This is a genomic window from Streptomyces sp. NBC_00986, from assembly GCF_045162565.1.
In the GTDB taxonomy this organism is placed as follows: domain Bacteria; phylum Actinomycetota; class Actinomycetes; order Streptomycetales; family Streptomycetaceae; genus Streptomyces.
On record NZ_CP108733.1, the window covers coordinates 10,698,611 to 10,722,454 of the forward strand.

The following is a 23,844-nucleotide window of genomic DNA, read 5'->3' on the forward strand; positions in this document are numbered from 1 at the left end:
CATCGCGCATCGGTGTCCGTCATGCGGCCGGAGTGCCGGTTTCCAGGAGCGTCATCAGGGCGCGGGCCGCTGGGCTGGTGGCCTGCGGGGGCGGGAGCAGCGCCACCGTCTCGTAGACCTCCTCGCCGGTGCCCTTGAGGGGGAGCGCGGTGAGGGGCTCGCGCTTGTGACGGAAGTGCTGGGGGACCACCGCGATGCCGAGGTTCTCGTCGATCAGGTCGAGGAGGCTGTGCACGTCGTTGACCTCCAGCGCGACCGTCCGCCGTACGCCCGCCGCGGCGAAGACGGCGTCCGTGGTGCGGCGCGAGGCCCAGTCCGGGTGGAAGTCGACGAAGACCTCGCCGCCGAGGTCGTCCGGAGTCACCGCCGCGCCGGTCTCCGCGAGCCGGTGGCTGGGATGGCACAGCACGGTCATCGGCTCGCTGGTCAGCGATACGGAGCGGAGCTGGTCGGTGTCCGCCTGGGTCCGGTAGGCGAACGCCAGGTCGAGGCGTCCGGCCGCGACCTCCTCCGCCAGCGCGCCGGAGCCCGCCTGCCGCAGCCGGATCTCCACGTCGGGATGCAGGCGCCGGAACGCGGCGAGCAGGCCCGCCACATGCACCCCGGCGATGCACTGCTCGGTGCCCAGTGACAGCGTGCCGCGCAGGACGCCCTGCACCGCGGCCACCGCCTCGTGCGCCGAGCGGACCTGCGCCAGAATGCGTTCCGCCTCGCCGAGGAGGGCCCGGCCGGCCTCCGTGAGCGTGACCCGGCGGGTGGTGCGGACGAACAGCGGGGTCTGCAACTCCCGTTCCAGGGCGCGGATCGAGGCCGACAGGCCCGACTGGGACACCATCAGCCGCTCGGCCGCGCGGGTGAAGTGGTGGTCCTCGGCGACGGCGATGAAATGCTGGAGATGACGCAGTTCCATGATTGAGAAGCGTAGCCGCTGAATTCCATCGGATTCTTCTGTTGGACCACTGCCCGCAGGTCACGACAGAGTGGGTGGTGGTTCCCTGGAACCGGTATCCCGTGTGCCAACCCCTCTGGAGTCGCGTTGTACACCGCACACCCCGACCGCTACGCGGACCTGCCCTACCGGCGCACCGGACGCAGCGGTCTGAAGCTGCCCGCGATCTCGCTCGGCCTGTGGCACAACTTCGGGCCCGACCGCCCGGTCGACACCCAGCGCGCCATCCTGCGCCGCGCCTTCGACCTCGGCGTCACCCACTTCGACCTGGCCAACAACTACGGCCCGCCGCCCGGCGCCGCTGAGTCCGCCCTCGGCGAGGCGCTGAAGGCGGACTTCGGGTCGTACCGCGACGAGCTGGTGATCTCCACCAAGGCCGGCTATCTGATGTGGCCCGGCCCGTACGGCGAGTGGGGTTCGCGCAAGTACGTGCTGTCCTCGCTGGACCAGAGCCTCAGCCGCATGGGCCTGGACTACGTCGACATCTTCTACTCGCACCGCCCCGACCCGGAGACTCCCCTCGAGGAGACGATGGGCGCCCTGCACTCCGCGGTCCAGCAGGGCAAGGCGCTCTACGTCGGCATCTCCAACTACTCGGCGGAGCAGACCCGGGAGGCCGCCCGCATCCTGGGCGAGCTGGGCACCCCGCTCCTCATCCACCAGCCGCGCTACTCGATGCTGGACCGCCGCCCCGAGGACGAGGGCCTGCTCGACGCCCTCGACGAGCTCCAGGTCGGGTCGATCGTCTTCTCGCCGTTGGAGCAGGGGCTGCTCAGCTCCCGCTACCTCGACGGCATCCCGGAGGGTTCCCGGGCGGCGAGCGACAGCCCGTTCCTGAACTCGGACGCGGTCACCGAGGACCTGGTCGGTCAGCTCCGCGCCCTCGACGACATCGCCAAGGGGCGCGGTCAGACCCTCGCCCAGCTCGCCCTCGCCTGGGTGCTGCGCGGTGGCCGGGTGACCTCCGCGCTGGTCGGTGCGAGCAGCCCGCAGCAGCTCGAGGACAGCGTCGCGGCGACCCGCAACCTGGACTTCGACGCCGACGAGCTGGCCCGCATCGACGCGATCGTCAGGCCGTAGACGACAGACCGTTCTTACGGCCGTCAGGCCGTGAGCCGCTCGCTGACCTCCCAGAGCCGGGCCGCCGCCTCCGGGTCCACGGCGCGGGACAGCACCCCGGGGGTGGTGTCCCCGCCGGCCCAGGCGGCTTCGTCCTCAGGGGCGAGCAGCGGGCTGATGTCGACGTTCTCGCAGTAGACCCCGCCGAGACCGTCGAGCTGCGGGCTGGTCGCGCACCAGACGCTGGTGGCCGCGCCCTGCTGCACGGTCTTCATCTGGCGCTCGGGGTCACGGATGGGCTTGCCCTCGCTGTCGAGCGCCCCCGCGGCCTGGAGCGCCGCCGGGTCGAGGTGCTTGACCAGCCCGGTGTCGACGATCAGGCCCGGGTGCACGGCGAACGCGCGGATGCCCTGCGCCTGTCCGCGCCGGTCGACCTCCACGGCGAACAGCGCGTTGGCCGTCTTCGACTGGCCGTAGGCGAGGAACGGCTCGTACTTCCGGTGCTCGAACTGCAGGTCGTCGAAGTCGACGCCGGCGAAGCGGATTCCCCGCGACGACAGCACGACGACCCGCGCGCCGTCCGCCGCGACCAGCGCGGGCCACACCTTGGTGGTCAGCTGGAAGTGCCCGAGGTGGTTGGCGGCGAACTGCGACTCGTAGCCGCGAGCGTCCCGCGCCAGCGGGGTCGCCATGATCCCGGCGTTGTTCACCAGGAGGTGCAGCGGACGCCCGGAGGCCAGGAACTTCTCCGCGAAGGCGTCGATGGACGCCGGGTCCAGCAGGTCCATGTACTCGACCTCGGTCCCGGGGAGGACCGCGAGCGCCGTCCTGGCCCGCTCCACGTCCCTCGCCGGTACGACGAGCTGCGCCCCGGCGCCGTGCAGCACGCGGGCCGTCTCCAGGCCGATGCCGGAGTAGCCGCCGGTGATGATCGCGACCTTGCCGGTCAGGTCGACGCCCTTGATCACCTCCTCGGCGGTGGACGCGGCGCCGAAGCCGGAATTCAGGGGCTGCTGTGCGGTGGTCATGTCTGCTCTCTCCCTCATCAGCTTGAGCTGTTGAGACCACCGTAGGTCGACCGATCCGTACGATGAATACTTGAGAATCCGTATAACTTGCGTGATAGTTCGAACATGACCGTGGATCCCCTGTCCGACGCCCTCGCCGTCGCCGATGCCCGCAGCGTGTTCTCCGGTGGCTTCACGGCCGGCGGCGACTGGGCCATCGAACTGCGTGGACGCGACCGGCTGAAGGTCAACGCGGTGGTGCAGGGCGGTTGTCTGCTGGTCCGCGACGGCGGCGAACCCCTGCGCCTCGTCGAGGGGGACGTCGTGATCTCCGACGGCGGCAAGCCGTACACCCTGTGCAGCCGGCCCGGCGTCGCGCCGACCGACTCCGCGGACGTCGTCATGGACCCGGCGACCCGGATGGGCCGGCTCGGGCAGGGCGACGCGGTGGACGTCGCCTGCGTGTCCGGGCACATCGACCTGAGCCGCGACCGCGGCGATCTGCTGCGACGGGCGCTGCCGGAGCTCGTCCACGTGCGGGCCGACTCGCCCGAGGCGGGTGTACTGCGGTGGCTCATCGGGCAGTTGGCGGCCGAGATGCGCACGCGCCGGGCCGGGGTCGAGTTCGTCTCGGCGCAGCTCGCGCAGCTGATGTTCGTGCAGGTGCTGCGGGTCTGTCTGACCGACTCGGACGGGCTGCCGCCCGGCTGGCTGCGCGCCCTCGCCGACGAACGCCTCGCCCCCGCGCTGCGCCTGATGCACGGCGACCCGGCCCACCCCTGGCAGTTGGAGGAGCTGGCCCGGGCGGCCGCGATGTCCCGCACGACGTTCGCCGTACGGTTCAAGGAGGCGGCCGGTGTGCCGCCCCTGACCTACCTGCTGAACTGGCGCATGAACCTCGCGGCCCGGGCCCTGCGCCAGGACGCAGCCCCGGTCGGCGCGCTCGCCCGTTCCGTCGGCTACACCTCCGAGAGTGCCTTCAGCAACGCCTTCAAACGGGCGGTCGGGGTGGCGCCGCGACGATACCGCGAGGAAGCCCTGGCTAGGAGCTGAGCCGTTCTTCGAGGCACACGGTGACCTGGTCGCCCTCGCCTTTGCCGATGGCTTTTCGAAGATCGGCTTTCACGGGGAGTTTGTGGGTGCCGTCCCCGAGAGCCATGAACGAACTGCGGAAAGGGTGTCCGTCGACCGTGCCGCGGACCTTGACCAGACCGCGGGTGCCGAAGAACGCGACGGACTCGGGCCAGACAAGATAGGTCCAGCCGCCGTCCTGCGGGCTTTTGATCAATTCGGCGGTGAATTCCTCGTTCAACGGGGTGCCGGTACTCATGATGTCCTCCGCTCGGGATGGCCTGTCGTACAAGAGACCACCCCGAGCGGGAAAACTCATCGCGAACGCCGGCTCTCAGGCCCCTGCGGGCACCCGGTCGAGGAAACCGAGCACGGAGCGGATACGGCCGTCCCCGTCCAGCGTGATCACGTCGAACCCGGCGACGGGCGCCGAGCCGTCGGCCTCGCTCACCAACTCCCAGGAGAAGCGCACGGTGTTGTGATGTCCGTCGACTGCGCCCAGCGGACGGAAGGCGAACCCGGGGAACTGCTTGTGTGCCCCGGCGATCAGCCCCGCGATCTCCGTGTGGCCGGTGACTGCCGCCAGCGGGTCGGTGTACGTACCCTCGACGGACCAGGCGGCGGCGACCGCCTTCGCCAGCGCCTCCGGTTCGCCCGCGTTCCAGGCCTCGAAGTAGCGGGCGACGGCACTCTCGTATCGGTCGGTGTTCACGGACATGGTGAATCAGCCTCCAGCGAGGTCGTTCGTACTGGTCAGGGACCGGATCAGCTGCCTGCCGGCCCGGTGACTCCACCCTGCCGGGGCGCGCGGAAGGCGTCGATTACCCCTCGGGTAATGACGGCGGGAGAACACCACGGAACGGGCTCCGAAGCTTTTCGGCCAACTAAGGCTGTGAATATGCCAAGAGAGTGGCTAAAAAGTCGTGGTGACAGTGTTTCAGGAGTGAACATACTCGTCTGCTAGGGCATAACTTCCTGAATGCTAGGGCATAGCTTCACGAGGCAAATCCGCCATCGTGCGCACCAACTGAGCCACCCGAGCCGCCATCAGAGCCGCATGGAAAGCGAGGCCCGACCGGCAATCGACACGCGACGGGGGAGTGATCGTGCACGACGAATTCCTGTGCCATGTCACCGCGTACGGTACCTGCGACGGACAGCGCGTCGGGGTGCCTCTGGGAACCTACCGTGCGCCGACCCTGGCGCTCGCCTTGTGGTGGTTACGGGACCGCGCGGTGTGGATGGCCGACCGGCTGGACCCGCAACCGGAGAACCCGCGCTTCCCCCGGGGTGCCCTGGTACCGGTTTCGGACACGGCCCCCGACGTGCCCCGCGCGTTACGCACCTGGTCGCGTGACGTGGGTCAACAGGAGCAGGTGGCCTACGAGTTGGCGGCCGGACGGCTGGTTCAGATCGCCATCAGCGACGAGACCACCGAGTACGAACTTCTTGCCGAGTCGGTCGACGCCCTCCGGATGCAGCGGACCGTTCCGGCACTGGTCGTCCCCGTCGCCTGACACGTGTCGGCCATCGCCCCCCTGACCGCTGACCGGGCGCACGGGTGAACGAATCGGTAGAATTCGGGGCATGTCAGAGCGGCCGAACGTGCCGACCGCGCCCGAACTCCTCCTGGAGACGGAATCGGGCTCCACGGTCATGACCCCGGGCCGCGACTACCACGTCGGCCGCGATCCCCTCAGCGACATCGTCATCGACGACGCCCGCGTCTCCTGGCACCACGCGATCCTGCGGCCCGACGCCGACCACTGGACGCTGGAGGACGAGCACAGCACGAACGGCACCTACGCCGACGGCCGCCGCGTCCAGGAGTGGGGCGTCGGCCCCGGCAGCGTGATCCGCTTCGGCAACCCGGCCGACGGCCCGTGCGTCACCCTGGCCGACCGCCCCGCCCCGGCCCCGGAACGCCCCTCGGCGGTGTCCATGCCCGCCTTCACCGGCACTTTCCGGCAGCCGACCACCGTACGACCGCTGCCCAGCCGTACGGTCCGCATCGGCCGGGCCGGCGACAACGACCTCGTCGTCGACGACCTGATCGTCTCCCGCCGTCACGCCGAGCTACGGGCCATGCCGGACGGGACGTACGAGATCGTCGACCTCGGCAGCCACAACGGCACCTACCTCAACGGCCAGCCCGTCGCCCGCGCCCCGGTCGGACCGGGTGACATCGTCGGCATCGGACACTCCGCGTTCTGTCTCGTCGGCGACCAGCTGCAGGAGTACGTCGACACCGGCGAGGTCTCCCTCGACGTACAGGACCTCACGGTCGCTGTCGACCGAGGCCGCAAGATTCTTCTCGACCAGGTGTCGTTCCCGGTCGGCGAGAAATGTCTGCTCGCCGTCGTCGGACCCAGCGGCGCCGGAAAATCCACCCTCCTGAACGCGCTCACCGGCCAGCGCCCCGCCGACCGCGGCACCGTCCTCTACGACGGCCGCGACCTCTACCGCGACTACGCCGAACTCCGCCAGCGCATCGGCCTGGTCCCACAGGACGACATCCTGCACGCCCAACTCACCGTGCACAGCGCCCTGTCCTACGCGGCCGAACTCCGTTTCCCCCAGGACACCGCCAAGGCCGAACGCCAGGCCAGGGTCGAGGAGGTCGTACGGGAACTCGGCCTCGAACAGCGGGCAACGCAGCCCGTGCACAGCCTCTCCGGCGGCCAGCGCAAGCGGGTCAGCGTGGCCCTGGAACTGCTGACCAAACCCTCGCTGCTCTTCCTCGACGAGCCGACCTCCGGACTCGACCCCGGCATGGACCGCTCGGTGATGCACATGCTGCGCGGCCTCGCCGACGACGGTCGTACCGTCATCGTCGTCACCCACAGCGTCCTCAGCCTCGACGTGTGCGACCGGCTGCTGGTGCTCGCGCCCGGCGGCAAGGTCGCCTACTACGGGCCGCCCGACGACGCCCTCGCCTACTTCGGCTTCGAGCACTGGCCGGAGGCCTTCGAGGCGTTCGAACGGGACCAGGAGCGGGACTGGGCGGGGGAGTTCAGGGACTCGCCCTTCCAGCGCCAGTACATCGTCAACTCGACCGCGCAACCCCACCAGTTGGGCTCGGGTGCGGTCGCCGCGGCCCCGCCGCCGCCCCGGCCGCGCAGCCGTAGCGCTCAACTCGGCACCCTGGTCCGCCGGTACACGGCGGCCCTCGCCGCCGACCGCACGTTCCTCGTCATCATGATCGCGCTGCCGTTCGTCATGGGCGCGATGGCCCGCGCGCTTGCCGGGAGCGAGCTGACCCGGGAGACGGCGATGAACGCGCTGCTCATCCTCTGTGTCGGCGGCGTGCTCACCGGCGCGGCCAACGCCGTGCGCGAACTCGTCAAGGAACGCGCGATCTACCGGCGCGAGAGAGCCGTCGGCCTCTCCAGATCGGCTTACCTGCTCTCCAAGGTCGTCGTCCTGGGCGCGATCACCGTGGCACAGGCCGTGGTACTCACCCTGGTCGGGCTCTTCGGCGTCGACCTCAACGCGCCAGGTGGCAAAGGGGTGTTGATGCCACCCTTGATCGAAATCACCGTGGCCGTCGCCCTGTTGGCCTTCACCGCGATGATGCTCGGGCTGCTGGTCTCCGCGATGGTGCGCAAGGAGGAGGTGACGATGCCGCTGCTGGTGCTGCTCGCCATCGTCCAAGTGGTGTTCTGCGGCGCCCTGTTGAAGCTGCACGGCGTACCCGGCCTGGAACAGCTGTCCTGGCTGGTGCCCTCCCGGTGGGCGCTCGGCGGGATGGCCGGCACCATCGGGCTGGCCCGGATCGTGCCGGGCGAACTGACCGGCGACCCGATGTTCCGGCACTCGGCCGGGGTGTGGCTCCTCAACATGGGCATGCTGGTCGTGCTGTCGCTGCTCTTCGGATTCCTGGTCTCCCGGCTGCTGCGGCGGCACGAACCCGCAGTGATGCGGAAATAGGGGCCGCCACGATGACGATCCCGCCCCCCGGCTTCCGGCCCACGCACGTCGTCCCCGAGCACGGGATGCCCGCCTGGGAGGCCCCGGACCCCGCCCGCCCCACCGTGCCGCTGGACGCGCTGCTCCCGGTGCAGCTGCTGGAACGGCGCGGCGACTGGGCCCACGCCCTGTGCTCCAACGGCTGGTCCGCCTGGGTCGACGGCCGCCATCTGATCTCCGTCTCCCAGGACCCGCCGGCGGCGGGCGGCCCACTGACCCGCACCGCCGACCCACGCCCGCTGCTCGCCCGCGCCGAACAGGCACTCGCCCGCTACCGCAGCGCGGTGGAGGACCTCGTGGGCGGCGGCCTGGACGGCGCCACCTTCCAGGCCCGCACCAAGGGCCTGCGGATCGGCGTGGTCGTCGACGGCGAATCCGTCTGGCTCTACGACTCCGACCACGAGCGCTGGGTGTACGGCGACGGCACCCGCCTCAGCACCTACGCCTCCGACGACGGACCCCGCGCCGAACCGGCCGACCCCGGCCACGCCCCCACCCAGGTCGTGAGCCCCGATGGTCCGTGACGCGAGCCTCTTCTCCGGCCGCCCCTCCGAACTGATCGGGCAGCAGATCGCCGGGTACCGCATCGAGGACGAGATCGGCCGCGGCGGCATGGCGGTCGTCTACCGCGCCCACGACCTCCGCCTCGACCGCACGGTCGCCCTCAAGCTCCTCGCCCCGGAACTCGCCCGCAACGACACCTTCCGCAAACGCTTCACCCACGAGTCCCGGGTTGCCGCCGCGATCGACCACCCGCACATCGTCCCCGTCTTCGAGGCGGGCGAGACGGACGGCGTCCTGTACATCGCGATGCGCTACGTCGCCGGCAGCGACCTGCGTCATCTCCTGGACCGGGAGGGCCCGTTGACGCTCCCGACGGCCGTACGCATCGCCACGCAGGTCGCGTCCGCGCTGGACGCGGCCCACGAACACGGGCTGGTCCACCGGGATGTGAAGCCCGGGAACATCCTGGTGGCCCGCGGAACCGACAGCGATCATCCCGAGCACGTGTACCTCACCGACTTCGGTCTGACGAAGAAGTCGCTGTCCCTGACCGGGTTCACGACCGTGGGGCAGTTCGTCGGCACGCTCGACTATGTGGCTCCCGAGCAGATCTCGGGGCGGCCGGTGGACGGGCGGTGCGATGTGTACGGGCTGGCGTGCGTCGTCTACGAGACCCTGGCGGGGCGGCCGCCGTTCCGTCGTGACGACGACATGGCGCTGTTGTGGGCGCACCAGTACGACATGCCTCCGGCGGTCAGCGAGGCCCGGGGTGATCTTCCGGGGCATGTTGACGGGGTTTTCGCGAGGGCGTTGGCGAAGAGTCCTGATGATCGGTACGAGTCTTGTCTTGCGTTTGTCACGGAGTTGCGCGGGGGTGAGGCCGGGCATGCGGCGACTGAGGTGGACCGGCGGGTGGCGGTGGCTCGGGGGCGGGATGAGGGGCCTCCTGCGCCGCCTCGGTGGGCGGAGCCGGTGTTCAGGCGGCGTGACTGAGGTGTTTCGTCTGCGGGTGCCTTGTGGCTGGTCGCGCAGTTCCCCGCGCCCCTAGAGGGGCGCTGTGGTCCCCGGCGTCAGGCCGTTCAGGGGTACCCGCCGCGCCGTGATCCTTCGTCGCGCGATCCGCCAACCCACCCCCACCCGCACCACCGTGTCCACATACGTCACCGATCCGCACGAGCCGTCCGTTCTGATGCCCAGGCCCTTCGATCGCGCCTGGATTCGGTCGTCGGGCAGTTCCTCGATCACCACGTTCGTCACGTGGTGCGCGACGGGGTTCGCGGCGCCCAACGTGAGGGACGCGTCCGTGAGTTGGGTGAGGCCGGTGAGTGTGCCCTGGCCGAAGTCGGTGAGGTCGTACTCGACGTCCGGGGTGAACACCTCGTTCAGGCGGTCGAGTTCGCCCTCGTCGACGAGGTGGCCGTGAAGTGCGATCAACTCCGTTATGGCCAGGCGGTCTTCGAGTGGCAATGCCATGTCTGCCCTTCCTTTGGGTGGGCGCACACTCTCATGCCTGGCGTTGCGGCTGCGCGGGGATTTCGACCTCGCCCCGTCGGTGGACCGGCTTCGCCAACAACGCGCCCAGGAACCCCGCCACCAACCCCCACAGCGCGGCCAACCCCACCGCCGACCACAACTCGGGCTTCAGGAACAGGTCCCCCGACAGGCCGCCGCCCACGTCGCCGATGCCTAGGAGGGAGAGGCCGTAGTGGGCCGAGATCCGTCCGATCAGGCAGATCATGAGGACCGCGAGGGCGAAGGCGATGGCCAGGTGGAGGGCGTGTTGCCAGGCGCGTACGTGGGCCGGGGAGCGGGCGGCCATCAGGAACGCGGTGGCGAGGAGCAGGGCCGCGTTCACGGCCAGGAGCCACCACACGCCGCTGTCGTGGGCGGCGAGCGAGCGCAGGTTCAGGGTGGAGACGTCCGGGGTGCGCAGGACCTCGTTCAGGAGGCGGGGGACGGGGAGACCGAAGGGGCCGTCGACACGGCCGTTCCAGGTGACGCCCAGGCCGATGGTGAGGGCCAGCCAGACCAGGTTCGGCATGCCCAGGAGGATGAGCGCGAAGGTCTGGGCGGCTTCGCCGCGTGTCGCCGCTACGACGAGCGCCAGGACGACGCCGAGTGTCACGTAGGTGAGGAGCAGGGCCACCACCGCGAATGCCGCCGGGCGTACCGACGCGTGGAAGCGGAGGAGGCGGGCGGGGAGGGGGGCGCCCGGTGACACCAGGAGGGCCAGGACCAGGACTCCTGCCAGCCACAGCAGGCCGAACAGCACTGTCTGTGCTATGTCCGCCTCGAAGCCGACCTCGGGAGACGTGCCGAGCAGGTCGCCGATGTCGCCCAGGGTTCCGGTGCCCAGGGAGATCGAGAACTTCTGGCGCGCGCCCAGGGCCAGTCCGATCAGGGCGAGCAGCCACAGGACGGCGATGCGGGCGGCCCAGCCGGCCAGTTCCGCCGCCGAGGCGACCGCGCGGTGCCGCAGGGGCCGTAGGAAACCCGCTGCGGTCGTCAGGGCGCCGGTCAGTGTCACCGAGAGGGGGATGACCGTCAGGCCTGCCTTGGTGTCGGCCAGGGAGCCCGCGTTGCCGGTGAGTTTGAGCGTGCCGCCCACCGCCGTCACCACCGTGGCCGTGACGACCCGGGGGAACGCGCCGTCCGGGAGGTCCGCCGCGCCCGCCGCCCACAGGCCCAGCGCGGACACCAGGCCCATGCTGAGTGCTCCTGCCAGCACCGTGCCGAGCGCCTGGAGCCAGCCGTGGCGGGCTACTGCCTGGTCAGAGGGGGTTCGGGGGGTCACATGGTCACGCTAAGCAGCGGCCGGGGAGCGCGCCCGCCGGGAGGGCCGTCCGCGTCGGCTTGCGGGCGGACCATGACCGGAGCACACAATGGGTTCGTTGTGGATAAAGCGGCGTAAATCGGTACGAGTGCCGCTGTCACCCGCGTCGGGAAGAAGAGCTCGTGAGCGTCGAACCTCCGTCTTCAGGCCGCCCCACCGGACCGCCCTCCGGCCCGCTGTCGGGACCCTCCCAGCCGCCTTCGGGCCCGCCCTCGCAGCCCTCGGGCAGCGGTGGTGCCGGGGCGCCGGAGCCGCACAGGCCCTGGTGGAAGTCGGTGCCGCGGGTCGCGATCCTCACGGCCGTCGTGGTGGCCGCCGTGGTTCTGGGTCTCGTCTTCACCCGGTCCGACGGCGGTTCGAGCAACACCGCGAGCAAGGGCGAGGTCTTCCTCCAGGCCGCGGCCAAGACCGGGCCCGACCCGTTCACCGAGTCCAGCGCCACCGAGAGCTCCGCCCCGCCCGTCTCCGCGTCCCCCACCGCCTCGGAACCGGTGAACGCGGTGCGCGGCGTCGACGGCGGCGCCCCCGGTCTCTACGGCGGCACCCAGAACGTCTCCAGCTGTGACGTCGAGAAGCAGATCAAGGCCCTCCGGGCAGCCCCGGCGAAGAACACCGCGTTCGCGTCCGTCGCCGGCGTCCAGCCCGCCGGAGTCCCCGCCTACCTGCGCTCGCTCACCCCCGTACAACTGCGCATGGACACCCGCGTCACCAACCACGGCTACCGCGACGGCGCCGCCACCAGCTACCAGGCCGTCCTCCAGGCAGGCACCGCGGTCCTCGTCGACAACCACGGCGTGCCCCGCGTCCGCTGCGCCTGCGGCAACCCGCTGTCGCCGCCCGTCGCCCAGCAGACCACCCCCAAGCGCACCGGCGACACCTGGTCCTCGTACCGCCCGCAGAACGTCGTCGTGGTCACCCCCGCACCCCAGATCATCAACATCTTCGTGATCTACGACCCCGACAACCACCACTGGTTCGGCCGCCACCACGGCGACACGGGCAAGCACGACCACAAGACCCCGGCGCCGGTGAACCCGGCCAGCCCCTCGGTCACCGTGTCCCCGCCGACCTCGCCGTCCTCCGACTCCCCGTCGGCGTGCGCCTCCACGGCCCCCGGTACGCCGGGAACGCCCGGCACGTCCACCAGTCCGTGCCCGCCGACGTCGAGCGCACCGTCCTCGCCGTCCTCCTCGTCGCCGAGTTCGGAGTCCCCGTCCTCCGAGCCGCCGTCGACAGCGTCGTCGGACGCCTCTTCCGCCTCCTCGGCCTCGTCCTCCCCACCCGAATCGCCGGCTTCCGACACGACCACGACCTCGTCGTCCAGCTTCAGCGCGCCGGTTTCGCCGGGGTCGATTTCACCGTCACTCTGATCGGGGGGACTGCCGGGCGTGGGGCTGGGTACGAGCACTGGTACGACAGCCACCGGCAGTGCCGCCTTCCGAGAGAGACACGCATGATCGACCACCGGGACGGGGTAGTGATACCGACTCGTTTCGACGTGCCCGTGGAACCGCTGAGGCGGGCGGCGCACTACACCGGCGAACCGGGCTGCATCTCAGCGGCCCGGCACTTCACCCACCAGTTCCTGGAACAGCTCAGAACCGAGTGGTGCGCCACGATCGACGACCAGTCCGACGGTGAACTGCTGCTGGTGGTGAGTGAGTTGGTCACCAACGCGGATCGCCACAGCAACGGGCCGTACATCCTGGAGCTGGAGGGCACGGACACCTCGGTGACGGTGTCCGTCTGCGACAGCAGCGTCGCCCTGCCCCGGCTGTTCGCCCGGGACCCCGAGCGCATCGGACGGCACGGCCTGGAGATAGTCCACGCCCTGGCCGCGCAGGTGAGCGTCGAACGGGTACCGGTCGGCAAGCGGGTGCGCGCCGTGGTGTACCTGAACGGCGAGGACCGCTAGGCCCTTACACCCCGCTCCGGGTGGCCGTGATCAGCTCGTGCAGGTACCGCTTGGTGACCCGGCCGCCGTACCGCGTCTCCAGCAGCTCCCGGAGACAGGTCAGCAGGCCCTGGCGCGAGGGCTCGTCCATCGCGAGATGGTTCGAGTACGTGAGCACGACGTCGAGGTACTCGTCGGTCGTGTACGTGATCTCCTGCGCCCCGCGCCACACCGTGACGTCCTCGAAGTGCTCGGAGTGCTCGAACTCCCCGGTTTCCGTTGCCGTTTCGTCCTCGGTGGGGCTCCGGAAGCCGGGCGGGGTGGCCGGGTCCCAGCGTTCGTAGCACTCCTGCATCCGGTCGAAGAAGTCCTGGGTGCCGCCCGCCACATGGTGGGTGGTGACGACCGCGAGGTGCCCGCCGGGGTGGAGCGCGGACGCCACCTTCGCGAGGAACCTTCCAGGATCGAACCAGTGGTACGCCGTCGCGATCACCACCAGGTCGAACGGCTCGTCCGGCACCTCCCACAGCTCGAAGTCCGCGACCTGTACGTCGACCCGCGGGAACGCGCTCAGATTGCGCCGGGCCACCGCCGCGAGCGACGGCCCCAGTTCCACGGCGGTCAGCCGGCAGCCGAACTCGGCGAGCGGGACGGTGAGTTGACCGGTGCCGGGGGCGATCTCCAGGACCCGGCTGTTCGGGCCGAGGTCCGCCGTACGGGCCAGTTCGTCGACCAGAGGGCGCGGATACCGGGGGCGGGCCCGGTCGTAGCGCTCCGCAGCTCCGTCGAATGTGTCGCGCAGCACCGTTCCGGCACCCTTTCGTATCGGCGATTCCCCCCAGGGCAGAATGCTGATCCCTTGCCCTCACGTCCACGGCTTTTAGTCTGAGGGGGTGAGCAACCAAGCGCCGAACCAAGCCCGCGTGATTCCGCTGCGCCCGCACGAGCCGGCCCCTCACCTGCCGGAGCCACAGGTTCCCGCGCCCAAGGAGCCTCTGTGGCGCGACCTGGTCGGTGACGTCCTACGCCGCGAACGCCTCGCCCAGGAACGCACGTTGAAGGATGTGGCCGACGCCGCCCGGATCTCCATGCCGTATCTCTCGGAGGTGGAGCGGGGCCGCAAGGAGGCCTCCTCGGAGGTCATCGCGGCCGCCGCCCACGCCCTCGGTCTCGACCTCGGCGACCTGCTGTCGCTGGCCGGGGACGAACTCGGCCGGCACCGCAACAGGCGTCAGGGCAGGGTCACTTCGCCGTACAACGGGCAGCTCAGTCTGGTCGCCGCCTGACGGCGCCGCTCAGAGCGGGCCGAGGCGTCGGCTGACCACCTCGTCGGCCAGGCCGTACGCCACGGCCTCCGGCGCGGTGAACACCTTGTCGCGGTCCATGTCGGCGCGCAGCGTGGGAATGTCGTGGTGGGTGTGCCGCGACAGCACCTCCTCCACCTGGGAGCGGATCCGCACCATCTCCTTCGCCTGGAGGGCGAGATCGGAGACCATGCCACGCTGCCCGCCGCTCGCCGGCTGGCCGAGCAGCACGCGCGCGTGCTCCAGGACGAACCGCCGTCCGGGGTCTCCGCCGGCCAGCAGCACGGCCGCCGTCGACGCGGCCTGACCGACGCAGAACGTCGAGATCGGGGCCTGTACGTACGTCATCGTGTCGTAGATCGCCATCAGTGAAGTGAACGATCCGCCGGGCGAGTTGATGTAGATCGCGATCTCGCTCTCCGGGGACGACGACTCCAGATGGAGGAGTTGCGCGATGACGACGTTGGCGACGCCGTCGTCGATGTCGGTGCCGAGGAAGATGATCCGCTCGGACAGCAGCCGGCTGAACACGTCGTACGAACGCTCGCCGTTCGGGGTCCGTTCGACGACGTTCGGAATCGTGTACGTCCCCATGTCAGAGCCCCATCCGTCGCTTGGAGGCGGCCGGGCGCACATCGTCCAGCGATGCGACGACCCGGTCCACCATGCCGTACTCCTTGGCCTGTTCGGCCGTGAACCAGCGGTCGCGGTCGCCGTCGCGGGAGATGGTCTCCTCGCTCTGGCCCGTGTGCTGGGCGGTCAGTCGTTCGATGGTCTTCTTCGTGAAGTCCAGGTTCTCCGCCTGGATCTCGATGTCGGCGGTGGTGCCGCCGATGCCCGCCGACGGCTGGTGCATCATGACCCGGGCGTGGGGGAGGGCGTAGCGCTTGCCGTGGGTGCCGACGCTGAGCAGGAACTGGCCCATGCTCGCCGCGAAGCCCATCGTCAGCGTGGCGACGTCGTTCGGGATCAGCTGCATCGTGTCGTAGATCGCGAGGCCCGCCGTCACCGAGCCGCCGGGACTGTTGATGTACAGGCTGATGTCCGTGCGCGGGTCCTCCGCGGACAGGAGCAGCAACTGGGCGCAGATCCGGTTCGCGGAGACCTCGTCGACCTGCGTACCGAGGAACACGATGCGCTGGCCGAGCAGTTGGGCGGCGAGGTGGTCGTCGAAGTGGGTGGACGGGGTGTCGAGCTCCTCGGCGCGTGGCATGAGGGCCGGTGCGAAACCGGCCGTGAGTGGAGACATGGGCACTCCTTGTCGAGGGTGTCGAGAGTGTCGTGACCTGTCTCCACTGTCGGCCGACAACGCCCCGGCCTGGGGGTTTCTAGGCTTTCAGCAGATTCGCCGTGAGCAGACGGATCAGCCGGCGTCCTTTTCGCGCAGCTGCCGGAAGAACGCCCGTACGTCCGCTGCCAGCAGGTCCGGTTCCTCCATCGCGGCGAAGTGGCCGCCCCGGTCGAGCCTGGTCCAGCGGACGATGTTCTCGGTGCGCTCGGCCTTGTGGCGGAGCGGGATCTGGATCTCGGCCGGGAAGACGGCGAGCGCCGTGGGGGCGGTGGAGGGGAGGGTGGGCGCTGCGGCCCTCGCGCCGGTGGCGTGGGCCCGCTCGTAGTAGATGCGGGCGGCCGAACCGGCCGTCCCCGTCAGCCAGTACAGCATCACGTTCGTGAGCAGCCGGTCCCGGTCCACGGCCTCCTCGGGCAGCTCCTCCGAGTCGGTCCACTCCCTGAACTTCTCGACGATCCAGGCGAGTTGACCGACCGGCGAGTCCGTGAGGCCGTACGCCAGGGTCTGTGGGCGGGTGGCGTGGAGGACGGCGTATCCGGTGCCCTCGCGCGACCAGGCGGTCCAGCGGCGCCAGGACTCAAGCGCGTCCGCCCGCTCCTCCGGGCCGAGTTCGGCGAGTTCCTCTGCGGTGGGCTCGGTGAGTGCCTGCGCGCCCGGCAGCAGGTTGAGGTGGACGCCGATGACCCGGTCGGGGTGGGCGCGGCCCAGCTCGCGGGAGATCACCGAACCCCAGTCGCCGCCCTGCGCGCCGAACCGCTCGTAGCCGAGCCGGTGCATCAACTCGGCCCAGGCGTCGGCGATCCGGCCCGCCTCCCAGCCCGTGTCGGCCGGCGGCCCCGACAGCCCGAAGCCCGGGATGCTGGGGACCACCACGTGGAAGGCGTCGGCGGGGTCGCCGCCGTGAGCCGCCGGATCGGTCAACAGGCCCACGACGTCCACGAATTCGACGATCGAGCCCGGCCAGCCGTGCGTGATGATCAGCGGGGTGGCGTGCGGTTCGGGGGAGCGGATGTGCGCGAAATGGACGTTCGACCCGTCGATGGTGGTCGTGAACTGCGGCCACGCGTTCAGCTCCGCCTCGGCCGCGCGCCAGTCGTACGTGTGCCGCCAGTACCGGACCAGTTCCCGCAGGTAGCCGGCCGGTACGCCGTACGCCCAGCCGGTGCCGGGCAGGTCGTCGGGCCAGCGGGTGCGGTCCAGGCGGGTGTGGAGGTCGTCGAGGTCGGCTTGCGGGATGTCGATACGGAACGGCTGAACGCTGTCTGCCTGCGAGGACGTCATGGAATCCGAGCCTAGTTGCGGGCGGGGGTGCGGCCACCCGGACTATCCGGCCGTCCGACCGATGAGTTTCGTGGCGGGCGGCGGTCGATACAGATGACCGTGTTCGATGCACCCGGAGCCCATGGAGGAGCTCATGACCACCGACGCACCCACCGACGGATTCACCACGTGTCTCTGGTTCGACGGCCGGGCCGAGGAAGCCGCCCACCACTACGTGTCGATCTTCAAGAACTCCAGCATCGGCCGCATCAGCCACTACGGCGAGGGCGCCCCGCTGCCGGCCGGCACGGTGCTCACCGTGGAGTTCACGGCCTTCGGCCAGAAGTTCGTCGGGCTGAACGGCGGCCCCGAGTTCAAGTTCACCGAGGCGATCTCCTTCCAGATCCCGTGCGAGAACCAGGAGGACATCGACTACTACTGGACCAAGCTCACCGACGGAGGCGAGCCGGGCCCCTGCGGCTGGCTCAAGGACAAGTTCGGCGTGTCCTGGCAGGTCGTCCCCAGCCGGCTCATCGAGATGATCACCGACCCGGACCCCGCGAAGGTCGCCCGCGCGACGGAGTCCTTCATGGCGATGAGCAAGTTCGACCTCGCCGCGCTGGAGAAGGCCTTCGCGGGGGAGTGACGGCCGGACCGGACAGGTGACGGGTGACGGGTGACGGGTGACGGGTGACGGGTGATCGCGGGGAGCGGGCTCCGGCTCAGGGAAGCCACCGGGGCCCGCTCGATCCCCGGGGCACCAGGACCGGGGTGGGCCAGGCGGGCGGTGTCCGGGAGAACCGGACCGGTGGTGCCAGCCTGTGGATGTCGCCGAGGGGGCTGGGCGCGTCGTAGGCACCCGGTTCGCGCAGGGAGTGTTCCTCGTCGCTGCCGGCCGCCGCCGGGCCGACGAGGCCGAGGTCCTGGTATCACATCGCGGTTCTCGTCAGGTTGACCGTGACGGGTCAGGAGCCGCCCTCGGTGGCGCGCTTGAGCAGGGCGGCCGTGGCGCCGACCGCTCCCATGTACCCGGTGATGAAGTCGTTGATCATGCCGGTGACCGGGAGGCGGGGGGCTTCGGGGGTGCCTTCGACGGTCATGAGTCCGGAGGCCGCCGAGCCGTTCATGTCGGAGCCGCCGCGCCCGGCCCAGGGGCCGGTGGCCCCGTAGCAGGTGACCGAGACGCAGACGATGCCCGGGTACTGCCGGGCGCGGGCGGCGGGGTCGAGGCCGAGGGCTTCGAGTCTGTCGCCGCGGTGGTTGTTCACCACCACGTCGGTCTCCGCGAGGAGCCGGTGGCCCCGCTGCCGTCCGGCCTCCGTGGTGAGGTCGAGGTAGGAGCTGCGGGAGCCGACGTTGGCCTCCGCGTGGATGAAGTCGTGGCCCGGTGGGATCAGCTCTCGCTGTCCAGCAGCAGCGCGTGCAACTCGGCCGCCCGCCGCGCCAGTTGCTCCGCCTGGCCGGCCTCGGAGCGGGTGCGCGGCCGGGGCAGGGTGATGTCGAGGACCGTACGGATCCGGCCGGGCCGGGGCGTGAGGACGACCACCCGATCGGCGAGCAGGACCGCCTCGTCCACGGAGTGCGTGACGAGGACGACGGTGGACGGATGCTCGCGATGTGTCCGCTGCAACTCGGCGCACAGCTCGTCCCGGGTGAGCGCGTCGAGCGCGGAGAACGGCTCGTCCATCAAGAGCACCCGGGGGCGCAGCATGAGCGACCGGCACAGCGCCACCCGCTGCTGCATCCCGCCGGACAACTCGTGCGGCAGGCGTCGCTGGAAGCCGTCGAGGCCCATCGTCTCGATCAGCCCCAGCGCCAGTTCGCGCGAGCCGTTCTTCCGGTTCCCCGAGATCTCCGCAGGCAGCAGCACGTTGTCCAGCACCGACCGCCACGGCAGCAGCGCCGGGCGCTGGAAGAGGACGGCGCAGTCGCGGCGCGGACCGGTGACGGCCCGGCCGCCCATCAGCACCTCGCCCCGCGTCGGCGGCACCAGCCCGGCGATCAGCCGCAGCAAGGTCGACTTCCCGCAACCGGACCGCCCGACGATCGCCACGAACTCGCCGTCGGCCGCCTCCAGATCGATGCCGTGAAGCGCTTCGACGGAGCCTCGCCGGTGCGCGAACTCCTTGGACACGCCCCGTAATTCGATCACGCGTCGACTCCCGTCGGCCGCCGTGCGCGGAGTACCGAAAATCGCTCTGCTGGATTGTGACATGCTCGCGTACGATTTTCCGGATCGCGACCCCGGCGATAAAGCTCCGTCAAGTGCCGCCGTCCCCCTCACCCATTCCCCCCCTCAGGGGAGGTCGCATGATCCGCTCATACCGTACGGCGACGGTGTTCTGTGCGGCGGTCACGCTCCTGGCCGCCGTTGCCTGTGACTCCAACTCCTCGTCCAAGGGCACGAGTTCGGCCAAGGATCACATCACCTACGTCACCGCCTTCGGTGCGGCGGGGCGGGACGCCTTCGCCTGGGTGGCCGAGCAGAAAGGCTATTTCCGGCAGGCCGGAATCGACGTGAAGATCGAACTCGGAAAGGCCACCGGTGAGAACCTCAAGGTCCTTGCCTCCGGAAATGCGCAGTTCGCAAGTTTGGACTTCACGGGCGCGATGATTTCCGCGGGTGCCAAGAACTCCACGGCCTACCGCGACTTCCGTGCCGTACTCGCCATCCACCAGCGGACCCTCGTCTCCATCATGGCGATGCAGGGTTCGGGGATCACGACTCCGAAGGATCTCAAGGGCAAGCGGATCGCGGCCGCCGCGAACTCCGTGAACCAGTTGCTCTTCCCCGGCTACGCCAAGCTCGCCGGCATCGACTCCGCCGGGATCCGATGGATCGCCGTCCAGCCCGTCCAGTTGGGCCCGGCCCTCGCGAGCGGAAAGGCCGACGCGCTCAGCACGTTCCTGATCGGCCGGCCCACGATCGAGAAGGCCACCGTGCAGGCCAGGTCGAAGCACGTCGTGGTGTTCCCCTACAGCACCTACCTGCCCGACCTCTACGGCAACGCCACCGTCACCACGGCGGCCATCGCCGCGAAGAAACCGGACCTGGTCAAGCGCTTCCGCACCGCGCTGCTCAAGGGGCTGAAGTACACGATCCAACACCCCGACGAGGCCGGGAAGTTGCTGCACGCCAAGCACCCGGAGACGGACGCCACGGCAGCGACCGCGGAGATCAAGCTGATGACACCATCCGTGACGGCCGAGGGCGAGTCGTCGATCGGCCTGATCACCGAGGCACGGATGCAACGGGCCATCACCAGCCTCCAGAACGCCGGGGTCATCCAGCCCGGGATGACCCCGCAGGATGTCGTCGACTTCGCTGCCATGAAGGGGAGTTGACGGACTTGGAGACCCCGCTCCCGTACGTCTTCGACAACGACCACCCCGAGGCTGTCGACCGCCACGGCCAACTCCCCGCGATCCTCGACGAGTTCACGATCTCGCGACTGACCTCCCTCGGCGACCTGACCGGCCTGCGCTGTCTGGAGACCGGCGCCGGGGGCGGCAGCATCGCCGACTGGCTCGCCCGCGCGACGGGACCGACCGGGCGGGTGCTCGCCACCGACGTCAACACCCGTCACCTGCCGCCGAGTCCGCCGTACGACGTGCTCGTGCACGACCTGGAGAGCGAACCGGTGCCGGACGGGCCCTGGGACGTGATCCACGCCCGGCTGGTGCTGCTGCACCTGCCCGGACGGGAGGCCATTCTCCGACGGCTCGCGGCGGCGCTCGCACCCGGTGGCGCGCTGGTGGTGGAGGACTTCGAGACGACCTTCCGCAAGCTGGTGCTCGCGGCCCCGACCCCGGAGGCGGCCCAACTGGTCGACCGCTACCACGAGTTGCTCGTCGAGAGCGTCCTGCCCGCGCACGGCAACGACCCCACCTGGGCGGGCCGGGTGCCCGCCGCCATGCTGGAGGCGGGCCTGACCGACGTGGACACCGTGATCGAGGCCCGGTCCTGGCCGGGCGGTAGCCCGGGCGCGCTGCTGATCGGCGCGAACATCGCACAGGCGCGGGAGGACTTCCTGGCGGCCGGCATGACGGAGGCCCAACTCGACGAACTGGACCGGCTGGTGGCCGATCCTCGACTTCTGGTGCGCGGCCACTTCACCTACTCGACCATCGGCCGCAGGCCCGCCGCGTGAGACGCGTCCTGGCGGCGGGACCACCGGTCCTGGCGGCCGGGTGCGCCCTGGCCGGGTGGTGGCTGGCGACCGTCGCCTTCGGTATCCGGCCGTTCCTGCTGCCGTCACCGCCCGACGTCGTCCGCGCCTTCGACCGGCTGCCCGGCTATCTGCTCCGGCAGACCTGGCAGACGTTCACCGAGACGGCCGTCGGCTTCGGCGTGGCCGTGGGCGCCGGACTCGCGACCGCCGTCCTGCTCACCGCGTCCCATGGCGTGGAACGCGCGGTCATGCCGCTCCTGGTCGCCGTCAACGCCGTACCCAAGATCGCGGTGGCACCGCTCCTCGTGGTCTGGCTCGGCTTCGGGACCGCCCCGAAGGTGTTCATGGTGGCCCTGCTCGCCTGGTTCCCCGTCGTCGTGTCGACCATGGCCGGGCTGACCTCGGTCCCCCTGGAACTGACGGAACTGGCCCACTCCCTCACCGCCTCCCGCTGGCAGACCTACCGCAAACTCCGCATCCCCTGGGCCCTGCCCCAGGTCTTCACCGGCCTGCGCCTCGGCGTCACCCTGGCCGTCGTCGGCGCGGTCGTCGGCGAGTTCGCAGGCGGCGACCAGGGCCTCGGCTACGTCATCGTCGCCTCCGGCGGCAACGCCGACACGCCCCTCGCTTTCGCCGCGATGGCGTTGCTCAGCGCGATGAGCGTGCTGCTCTTCTACGCCGTCGTCGTCATGGAGCGGGTGCTGCTGCCCTGGGCCCGCGAGATCACCGGCTGAGCGACCGACCTCGGAGCAATCGCACGGTCCGTCCCCGCACCCTCGCGCCGCCCGTTTCCGTAACCCCTCGCACGCCCCCTCCGCGTAACCAGTGCGTTTCGGACGTTAATTTCCGGGCCCAAAGGGTTGGCGGGAAACCATCCCCTCGTTATCGTTCACCAACTTCACTCAATCGTTCGGCTGAACGAATAGCGACAAGGACGGTCGGTACATGTCCGACATCCACCACCCGGGCCGCCGGTCGGTGCTCGCCGCGGGCGTCGCCTCGGCCGCCGCGCTCGGCGGGTCCTGGCTGCTGACCGGCTGCAGTGGGGCGGAGGCCGCCCCCGTCCTGCCGGTCGCCGCAGAGAAGGGCGCCCCCGACCGCGGCGGCACCCTGCGCATCGCCCGGCCGCCCGCCTCCGACGCCGAGACCCTCGACCCGGCCGGCTCGCTGTCCGCGTACGAGTACCTGGGCGCCCTCTACAACCGGCTCGTCCGCGTCGCCGCGAACGGTGAGCTGGCCCCCGACCTCGCCGAGTCCTGGGAGACCGACGCCAAGGCCCGCACCTGGACCTTCCGCCTCCGCAAGGGCGTCGCCTTCCACAACGGCCGCGCCTTCACCTCCGCCGACGCCGCCTACACGCTGCGCCACATCCTCGACAAGGCGACGGCGTCCCCGCAGGCCGCCGTCCTCGCCCCGCTCATCGACCCCGCGAAGCTGGGCACGCCCGACGCCCACACCCTCGTCGTCCCGCTGAAGAGCCCGAACGCCGAGTTCCCGAGCCTGCTGACGCACTACAACTGCTACGTCATCCCCGACGGCAGCGCGAAGTCGATCGGTCGCACCGGCATCGGCACCGGCCCCTTCAAGCTGGAGTCGTTCGCACCGGCGGGTCCCGGCCGCGTCACCGCGAACAAGGACCACTTCGCAGGCCGGCCCGTCCTCGACGCGATCGCCTTCTACTCGGTCGCCGACATGTCGGCCCGCTCAAACGCCTTGCTGGCAGGCCAGGTTGACCTGCTGTCACAGACCAACCTCGACTTCGCGACCGCCCGCGTCGTCGCTGCCTCCGACCGCGCCACCATCGCCCGCGTGAAGAACGCCCAGTGGTACGTCCTCCCGATGCTCACCACCGAGAAGCCCTTCACCGACGTCCGCGTCCGCCAGGCGATGAAGCTCGCCTACGACCCCGAGCACGTGGTCAAGGTCGCCCTCCAGGGGGCGGGTACCGCCGGCTGGGACAACCCCGTGCCGCCGAGCGACCCCGCGTACATCTCCGCGCACCCGAAGCACGACCCGGAGAAGGCGAAGTACCTGCTGAAGCAGGCGGGCCACGAGGGTCTGGCGATGGACCTCTACACCTCCTCCTACGACCCGCTGTTCACGCCGATGGCGCTCGCCTACCAGGACTCGGCGAAGCGCGCCGGTATCCGGATCAAGGTCAAGACGGCTTCCGCGGACTCGTACTACACGCAGATCTGGATGAAGAAGCCGCTGATGGCGACCTACTGGTTCACCGGCCGGCCCGTCGACCAGCTCTTCACGCAGATCTTCCGCAGCGGCTCCTCCTACAACGAGACCGCCTGGTCCGACAAGGAATTCGACGCGGTGCTCGACAGGGCCCGTGCCGAGATCGACGACACCAAGAGACGCGAACTGTACGGCGAGGCGCAGACGTTGGTGATCGAGAAGGGCGGGGCGATGACCCCGATGTTCGCCGACCGGCTCGTCGGCATCTCCCGCAAGGTGCGCGGATACGCCGAGCACGGCTTCGAGTTCGACTACCTCAACATCGGCCTGAAGGGAGCCTGACC

At 70.2% G+C, this 23,844-nt stretch carries 26 protein-coding genes; 14 read left to right on the forward strand and 12 right to left on the reverse strand.

Features of this window, described 5'->3' with window-relative positions; all coding sequences use genetic code 11:
* Positions 1-19: 19 nt before the first annotated feature.
* Positions 20-910: a LysR substrate-binding domain-containing protein gene (locus OG504_RS48205; RefSeq protein WP_405995501.1), complete on the reverse strand. Its 891-nt coding sequence runs from the start codon at positions 908-910 to the stop codon at positions 20-22.
* 126 nt (positions 911-1,036) lie between these two features.
* Between OG504_RS48205 and mgrA the strand changes: the two genes are divergently transcribed.
* Positions 1,037-2,029 (forward strand): L-glyceraldehyde 3-phosphate reductase, encoded by a 993-nt coding sequence (mgrA, locus tag OG504_RS48210; protein WP_405995502.1) that lies wholly within the window; start codon positions 1,037-1,039, stop codon positions 2,027-2,029.
* A gap of 23 nt (positions 2,030-2,052) precedes the next feature.
* Here mgrA and OG504_RS48215 read toward each other — a convergent pair whose 3' ends face one another.
* Positions 2,053-3,036: an oxidoreductase gene (locus tag OG504_RS48215; protein WP_405995503.1), complete on the reverse strand. Its 984-nt coding sequence runs from the start codon at positions 3,034-3,036 to the stop codon at positions 2,053-2,055.
* Positions 3,037-3,141: 105 nt separating this feature from the next.
* Between OG504_RS48215 and OG504_RS48220 the strand changes: the two genes are divergently transcribed.
* Positions 3,142-4,068, forward strand: coding sequence for an AraC family transcriptional regulator (locus tag OG504_RS48220; RefSeq protein WP_405995504.1), 927 nt, complete (start codon positions 3,142-3,144; stop codon positions 4,066-4,068).
* On the opposite strand, the gene OG504_RS48225 is transcribed toward OG504_RS48220, so the two are convergent.
* Positions 4,058-4,345 (reverse strand): DUF1905 domain-containing protein, encoded by a 288-nt coding sequence (locus OG504_RS48225; RefSeq protein ID WP_405995505.1) that lies wholly within the window; start codon positions 4,343-4,345, stop codon positions 4,058-4,060. The genes OG504_RS48220 and OG504_RS48225 overlap by 11 nt on opposite strands.
* Before the next feature lie 75 nt (positions 4,346-4,420).
* Complete coding sequence (locus tag OG504_RS48230; RefSeq protein ID WP_405995506.1) at positions 4,421-4,804, reverse strand: nuclear transport factor 2 family protein; 384 nt, start codon at positions 4,802-4,804, stop codon at positions 4,421-4,423.
* A 388-nt stretch (positions 4,805-5,192) separates the two neighbouring features.
* Between OG504_RS48230 and OG504_RS48235 the strand changes: the two genes are divergently transcribed.
* The 4 genes from OG504_RS48235 to OG504_RS48250 all read left to right on the forward strand — a co-directional run bounded on the left by OG504_RS48235 (position 5,193) and on the right by OG504_RS48250 (position 9,552).
* On the forward strand, positions 5,193-5,603 hold the full coding sequence (locus OG504_RS48235) for a hypothetical protein (RefSeq protein WP_365306119.1): 411 nt from the start codon (positions 5,193-5,195) through the stop codon (positions 5,601-5,603).
* A gap of 70 nt (positions 5,604-5,673) precedes the next feature.
* Complete coding sequence (locus OG504_RS48240) at positions 5,674-8,016, forward strand: FHA domain-containing protein (RefSeq protein WP_405995507.1); 2,343 nt, start codon at positions 5,674-5,676, stop codon at positions 8,014-8,016.
* Positions 8,017-8,033: 17 nt separating this feature from the next.
* A complete protein-coding gene (locus OG504_RS48245) occupies positions 8,034-8,579 on the forward strand; it encodes a hypothetical protein (RefSeq protein WP_405996609.1) in 546 nt (181 codons plus the stop codon).
* Entirely contained in the window at positions 8,569-9,552 is a 984-nt protein-coding gene (locus OG504_RS48250) for a serine/threonine-protein kinase (RefSeq protein WP_405995508.1), read from the forward strand. The genes OG504_RS48245 and OG504_RS48250 overlap by 11 nt, the downstream gene beginning before the upstream one ends.
* Positions 9,553-9,603: 51 nt before the next feature.
* Here the strand turns inward: OG504_RS48250 and OG504_RS48255 are convergent, their stop codons facing one another.
* Positions 9,604-10,032 (reverse strand): nuclear transport factor 2 family protein, encoded by a 429-nt coding sequence (locus OG504_RS48255; protein ID WP_405995509.1) that lies wholly within the window; start codon positions 10,030-10,032, stop codon positions 9,604-9,606.
* A 31-nt stretch (positions 10,033-10,063) separates the two neighbouring features.
* On the reverse strand, positions 10,064-11,353 hold the full coding sequence (locus tag OG504_RS48260) for a streptophobe family protein (RefSeq protein ID WP_405995510.1): 1,290 nt from the start codon (positions 11,351-11,353) through the stop codon (positions 10,064-10,066).
* A 161-nt stretch (positions 11,354-11,514) separates the two neighbouring features.
* Here OG504_RS48260 and OG504_RS48265 point away from each other — a divergent pair, with 161 nt between their 5' ends.
* Complete coding sequence (locus OG504_RS48265; RefSeq protein WP_405995511.1) at positions 11,515-12,762, forward strand: DUF6777 domain-containing protein; 1,248 nt, start codon at positions 11,515-11,517, stop codon at positions 12,760-12,762.
* An 83-nt stretch (positions 12,763-12,845) separates the two neighbouring features.
* Complete coding sequence (locus OG504_RS48270; RefSeq protein ID WP_366492329.1) at positions 12,846-13,307, forward strand: ATP-binding protein; 462 nt, start codon at positions 12,846-12,848, stop codon at positions 13,305-13,307.
* Positions 13,308-13,311: 4 nt separating this feature from the next.
* Here OG504_RS48270 and OG504_RS48275 read toward each other — a convergent pair whose 3' ends face one another.
* Positions 13,312-14,091, reverse strand: a complete 780-nt coding sequence (locus OG504_RS48275; protein WP_405995512.1) for a class I SAM-dependent methyltransferase — start codon at positions 14,089-14,091, stop codon at positions 13,312-13,314.
* Positions 14,092-14,179: 88 nt separating this feature from the next.
* Between OG504_RS48275 and OG504_RS48280 the strand changes: the two genes are divergently transcribed.
* Positions 14,180-14,572 (forward strand): helix-turn-helix transcriptional regulator, encoded by a 393-nt coding sequence (locus OG504_RS48280; RefSeq protein WP_366430607.1) that lies wholly within the window; start codon positions 14,180-14,182, stop codon positions 14,570-14,572.
* 9 nt (positions 14,573-14,581) lie between these two features.
* Here the strand turns inward: OG504_RS48280 and OG504_RS48285 are convergent, their stop codons facing one another.
* From OG504_RS48285 to OG504_RS48295, 3 genes are all read right to left on the reverse strand, one after another.
* The gene (locus OG504_RS48285; RefSeq protein WP_366492331.1) at positions 14,582-15,184 is read right to left on the reverse strand and encodes an ATP-dependent Clp protease proteolytic subunit; all 603 of its coding nucleotides are present in this window, start codon (positions 15,182-15,184) and stop codon (positions 14,582-14,584) included.
* A 1-nt stretch (position 15,185) separates the two neighbouring features.
* The gene (locus tag OG504_RS48290) at positions 15,186-15,839 is read right to left on the reverse strand and encodes a ClpP family protease (protein ID WP_390162704.1); all 654 of its coding nucleotides are present in this window, start codon (positions 15,837-15,839) and stop codon (positions 15,186-15,188) included.
* A gap of 114 nt (positions 15,840-15,953) precedes the next feature.
* The gene (locus tag OG504_RS48295) at positions 15,954-17,162 is read right to left on the reverse strand and encodes an epoxide hydrolase family protein (RefSeq protein WP_405995513.1); all 1,209 of its coding nucleotides are present in this window, start codon (positions 17,160-17,162) and stop codon (positions 15,954-15,956) included.
* A 121-nt stretch (positions 17,163-17,283) separates the two neighbouring features.
* Here OG504_RS48295 and OG504_RS48300 point away from each other — a divergent pair, with 121 nt between their 5' ends.
* A complete protein-coding gene (locus OG504_RS48300) occupies positions 17,284-17,787 on the forward strand; it encodes a VOC family protein (RefSeq protein WP_405995514.1) in 504 nt (167 codons plus the stop codon).
* 319 nt (positions 17,788-18,106) lie between these two features.
* On the opposite strand, the gene OG504_RS48305 is transcribed toward OG504_RS48300, so the two are convergent.
* Together OG504_RS48305 and OG504_RS48310 are read right to left on the reverse strand one after the other, a co-directional pair.
* Positions 18,107-18,538 (reverse strand): CoA transferase, encoded by a 432-nt coding sequence (locus tag OG504_RS48305; RefSeq protein ID WP_405996610.1) that lies wholly within the window; start codon positions 18,536-18,538, stop codon positions 18,107-18,109.
* On the reverse strand, positions 18,535-19,293 hold the full coding sequence (locus OG504_RS48310; protein ID WP_405995515.1) for an ABC transporter ATP-binding protein: 759 nt from the start codon (positions 19,291-19,293) through the stop codon (positions 18,535-18,537). The genes OG504_RS48305 and OG504_RS48310 overlap by 4 nt, the downstream gene beginning before the upstream one ends.
* A gap of 158 nt (positions 19,294-19,451) precedes the next feature.
* Between OG504_RS48310 and OG504_RS48315 the strand changes: the two genes are divergently transcribed.
* The 4 genes from OG504_RS48315 (at position 19,452) to OG504_RS48330 (ending at position 23,842) form a co-directional block, all read left to right on the forward strand.
* Positions 19,452-20,486 (forward strand): ABC transporter substrate-binding protein, encoded by a 1,035-nt coding sequence (locus tag OG504_RS48315; RefSeq protein WP_405995516.1) that lies wholly within the window; start codon positions 19,452-19,454, stop codon positions 20,484-20,486.
* Positions 20,483-21,292 (forward strand): class I SAM-dependent methyltransferase, encoded by an 810-nt coding sequence (locus OG504_RS48320; RefSeq protein ID WP_405995517.1) that lies wholly within the window; start codon positions 20,483-20,485, stop codon positions 21,290-21,292. Before OG504_RS48315 ends, OG504_RS48320 begins: the two co-directional genes overlap by 4 nt.
* Positions 21,289-22,047: an ABC transporter permease gene (locus tag OG504_RS48325; protein WP_405995518.1), complete on the forward strand. Its 759-nt coding sequence runs from the start codon at positions 21,289-21,291 to the stop codon at positions 22,045-22,047. The genes OG504_RS48320 and OG504_RS48325 overlap by 4 nt, the downstream gene beginning before the upstream one ends.
* A 211-nt stretch (positions 22,048-22,258) precedes the next feature.
* On the forward strand, positions 22,259-23,842 hold the full coding sequence (locus tag OG504_RS48330; protein WP_405995519.1) for an ABC transporter substrate-binding protein: 1,584 nt from the start codon (positions 22,259-22,261) through the stop codon (positions 23,840-23,842).
* Positions 23,843-23,844 lie beyond the last annotated feature (2 nt).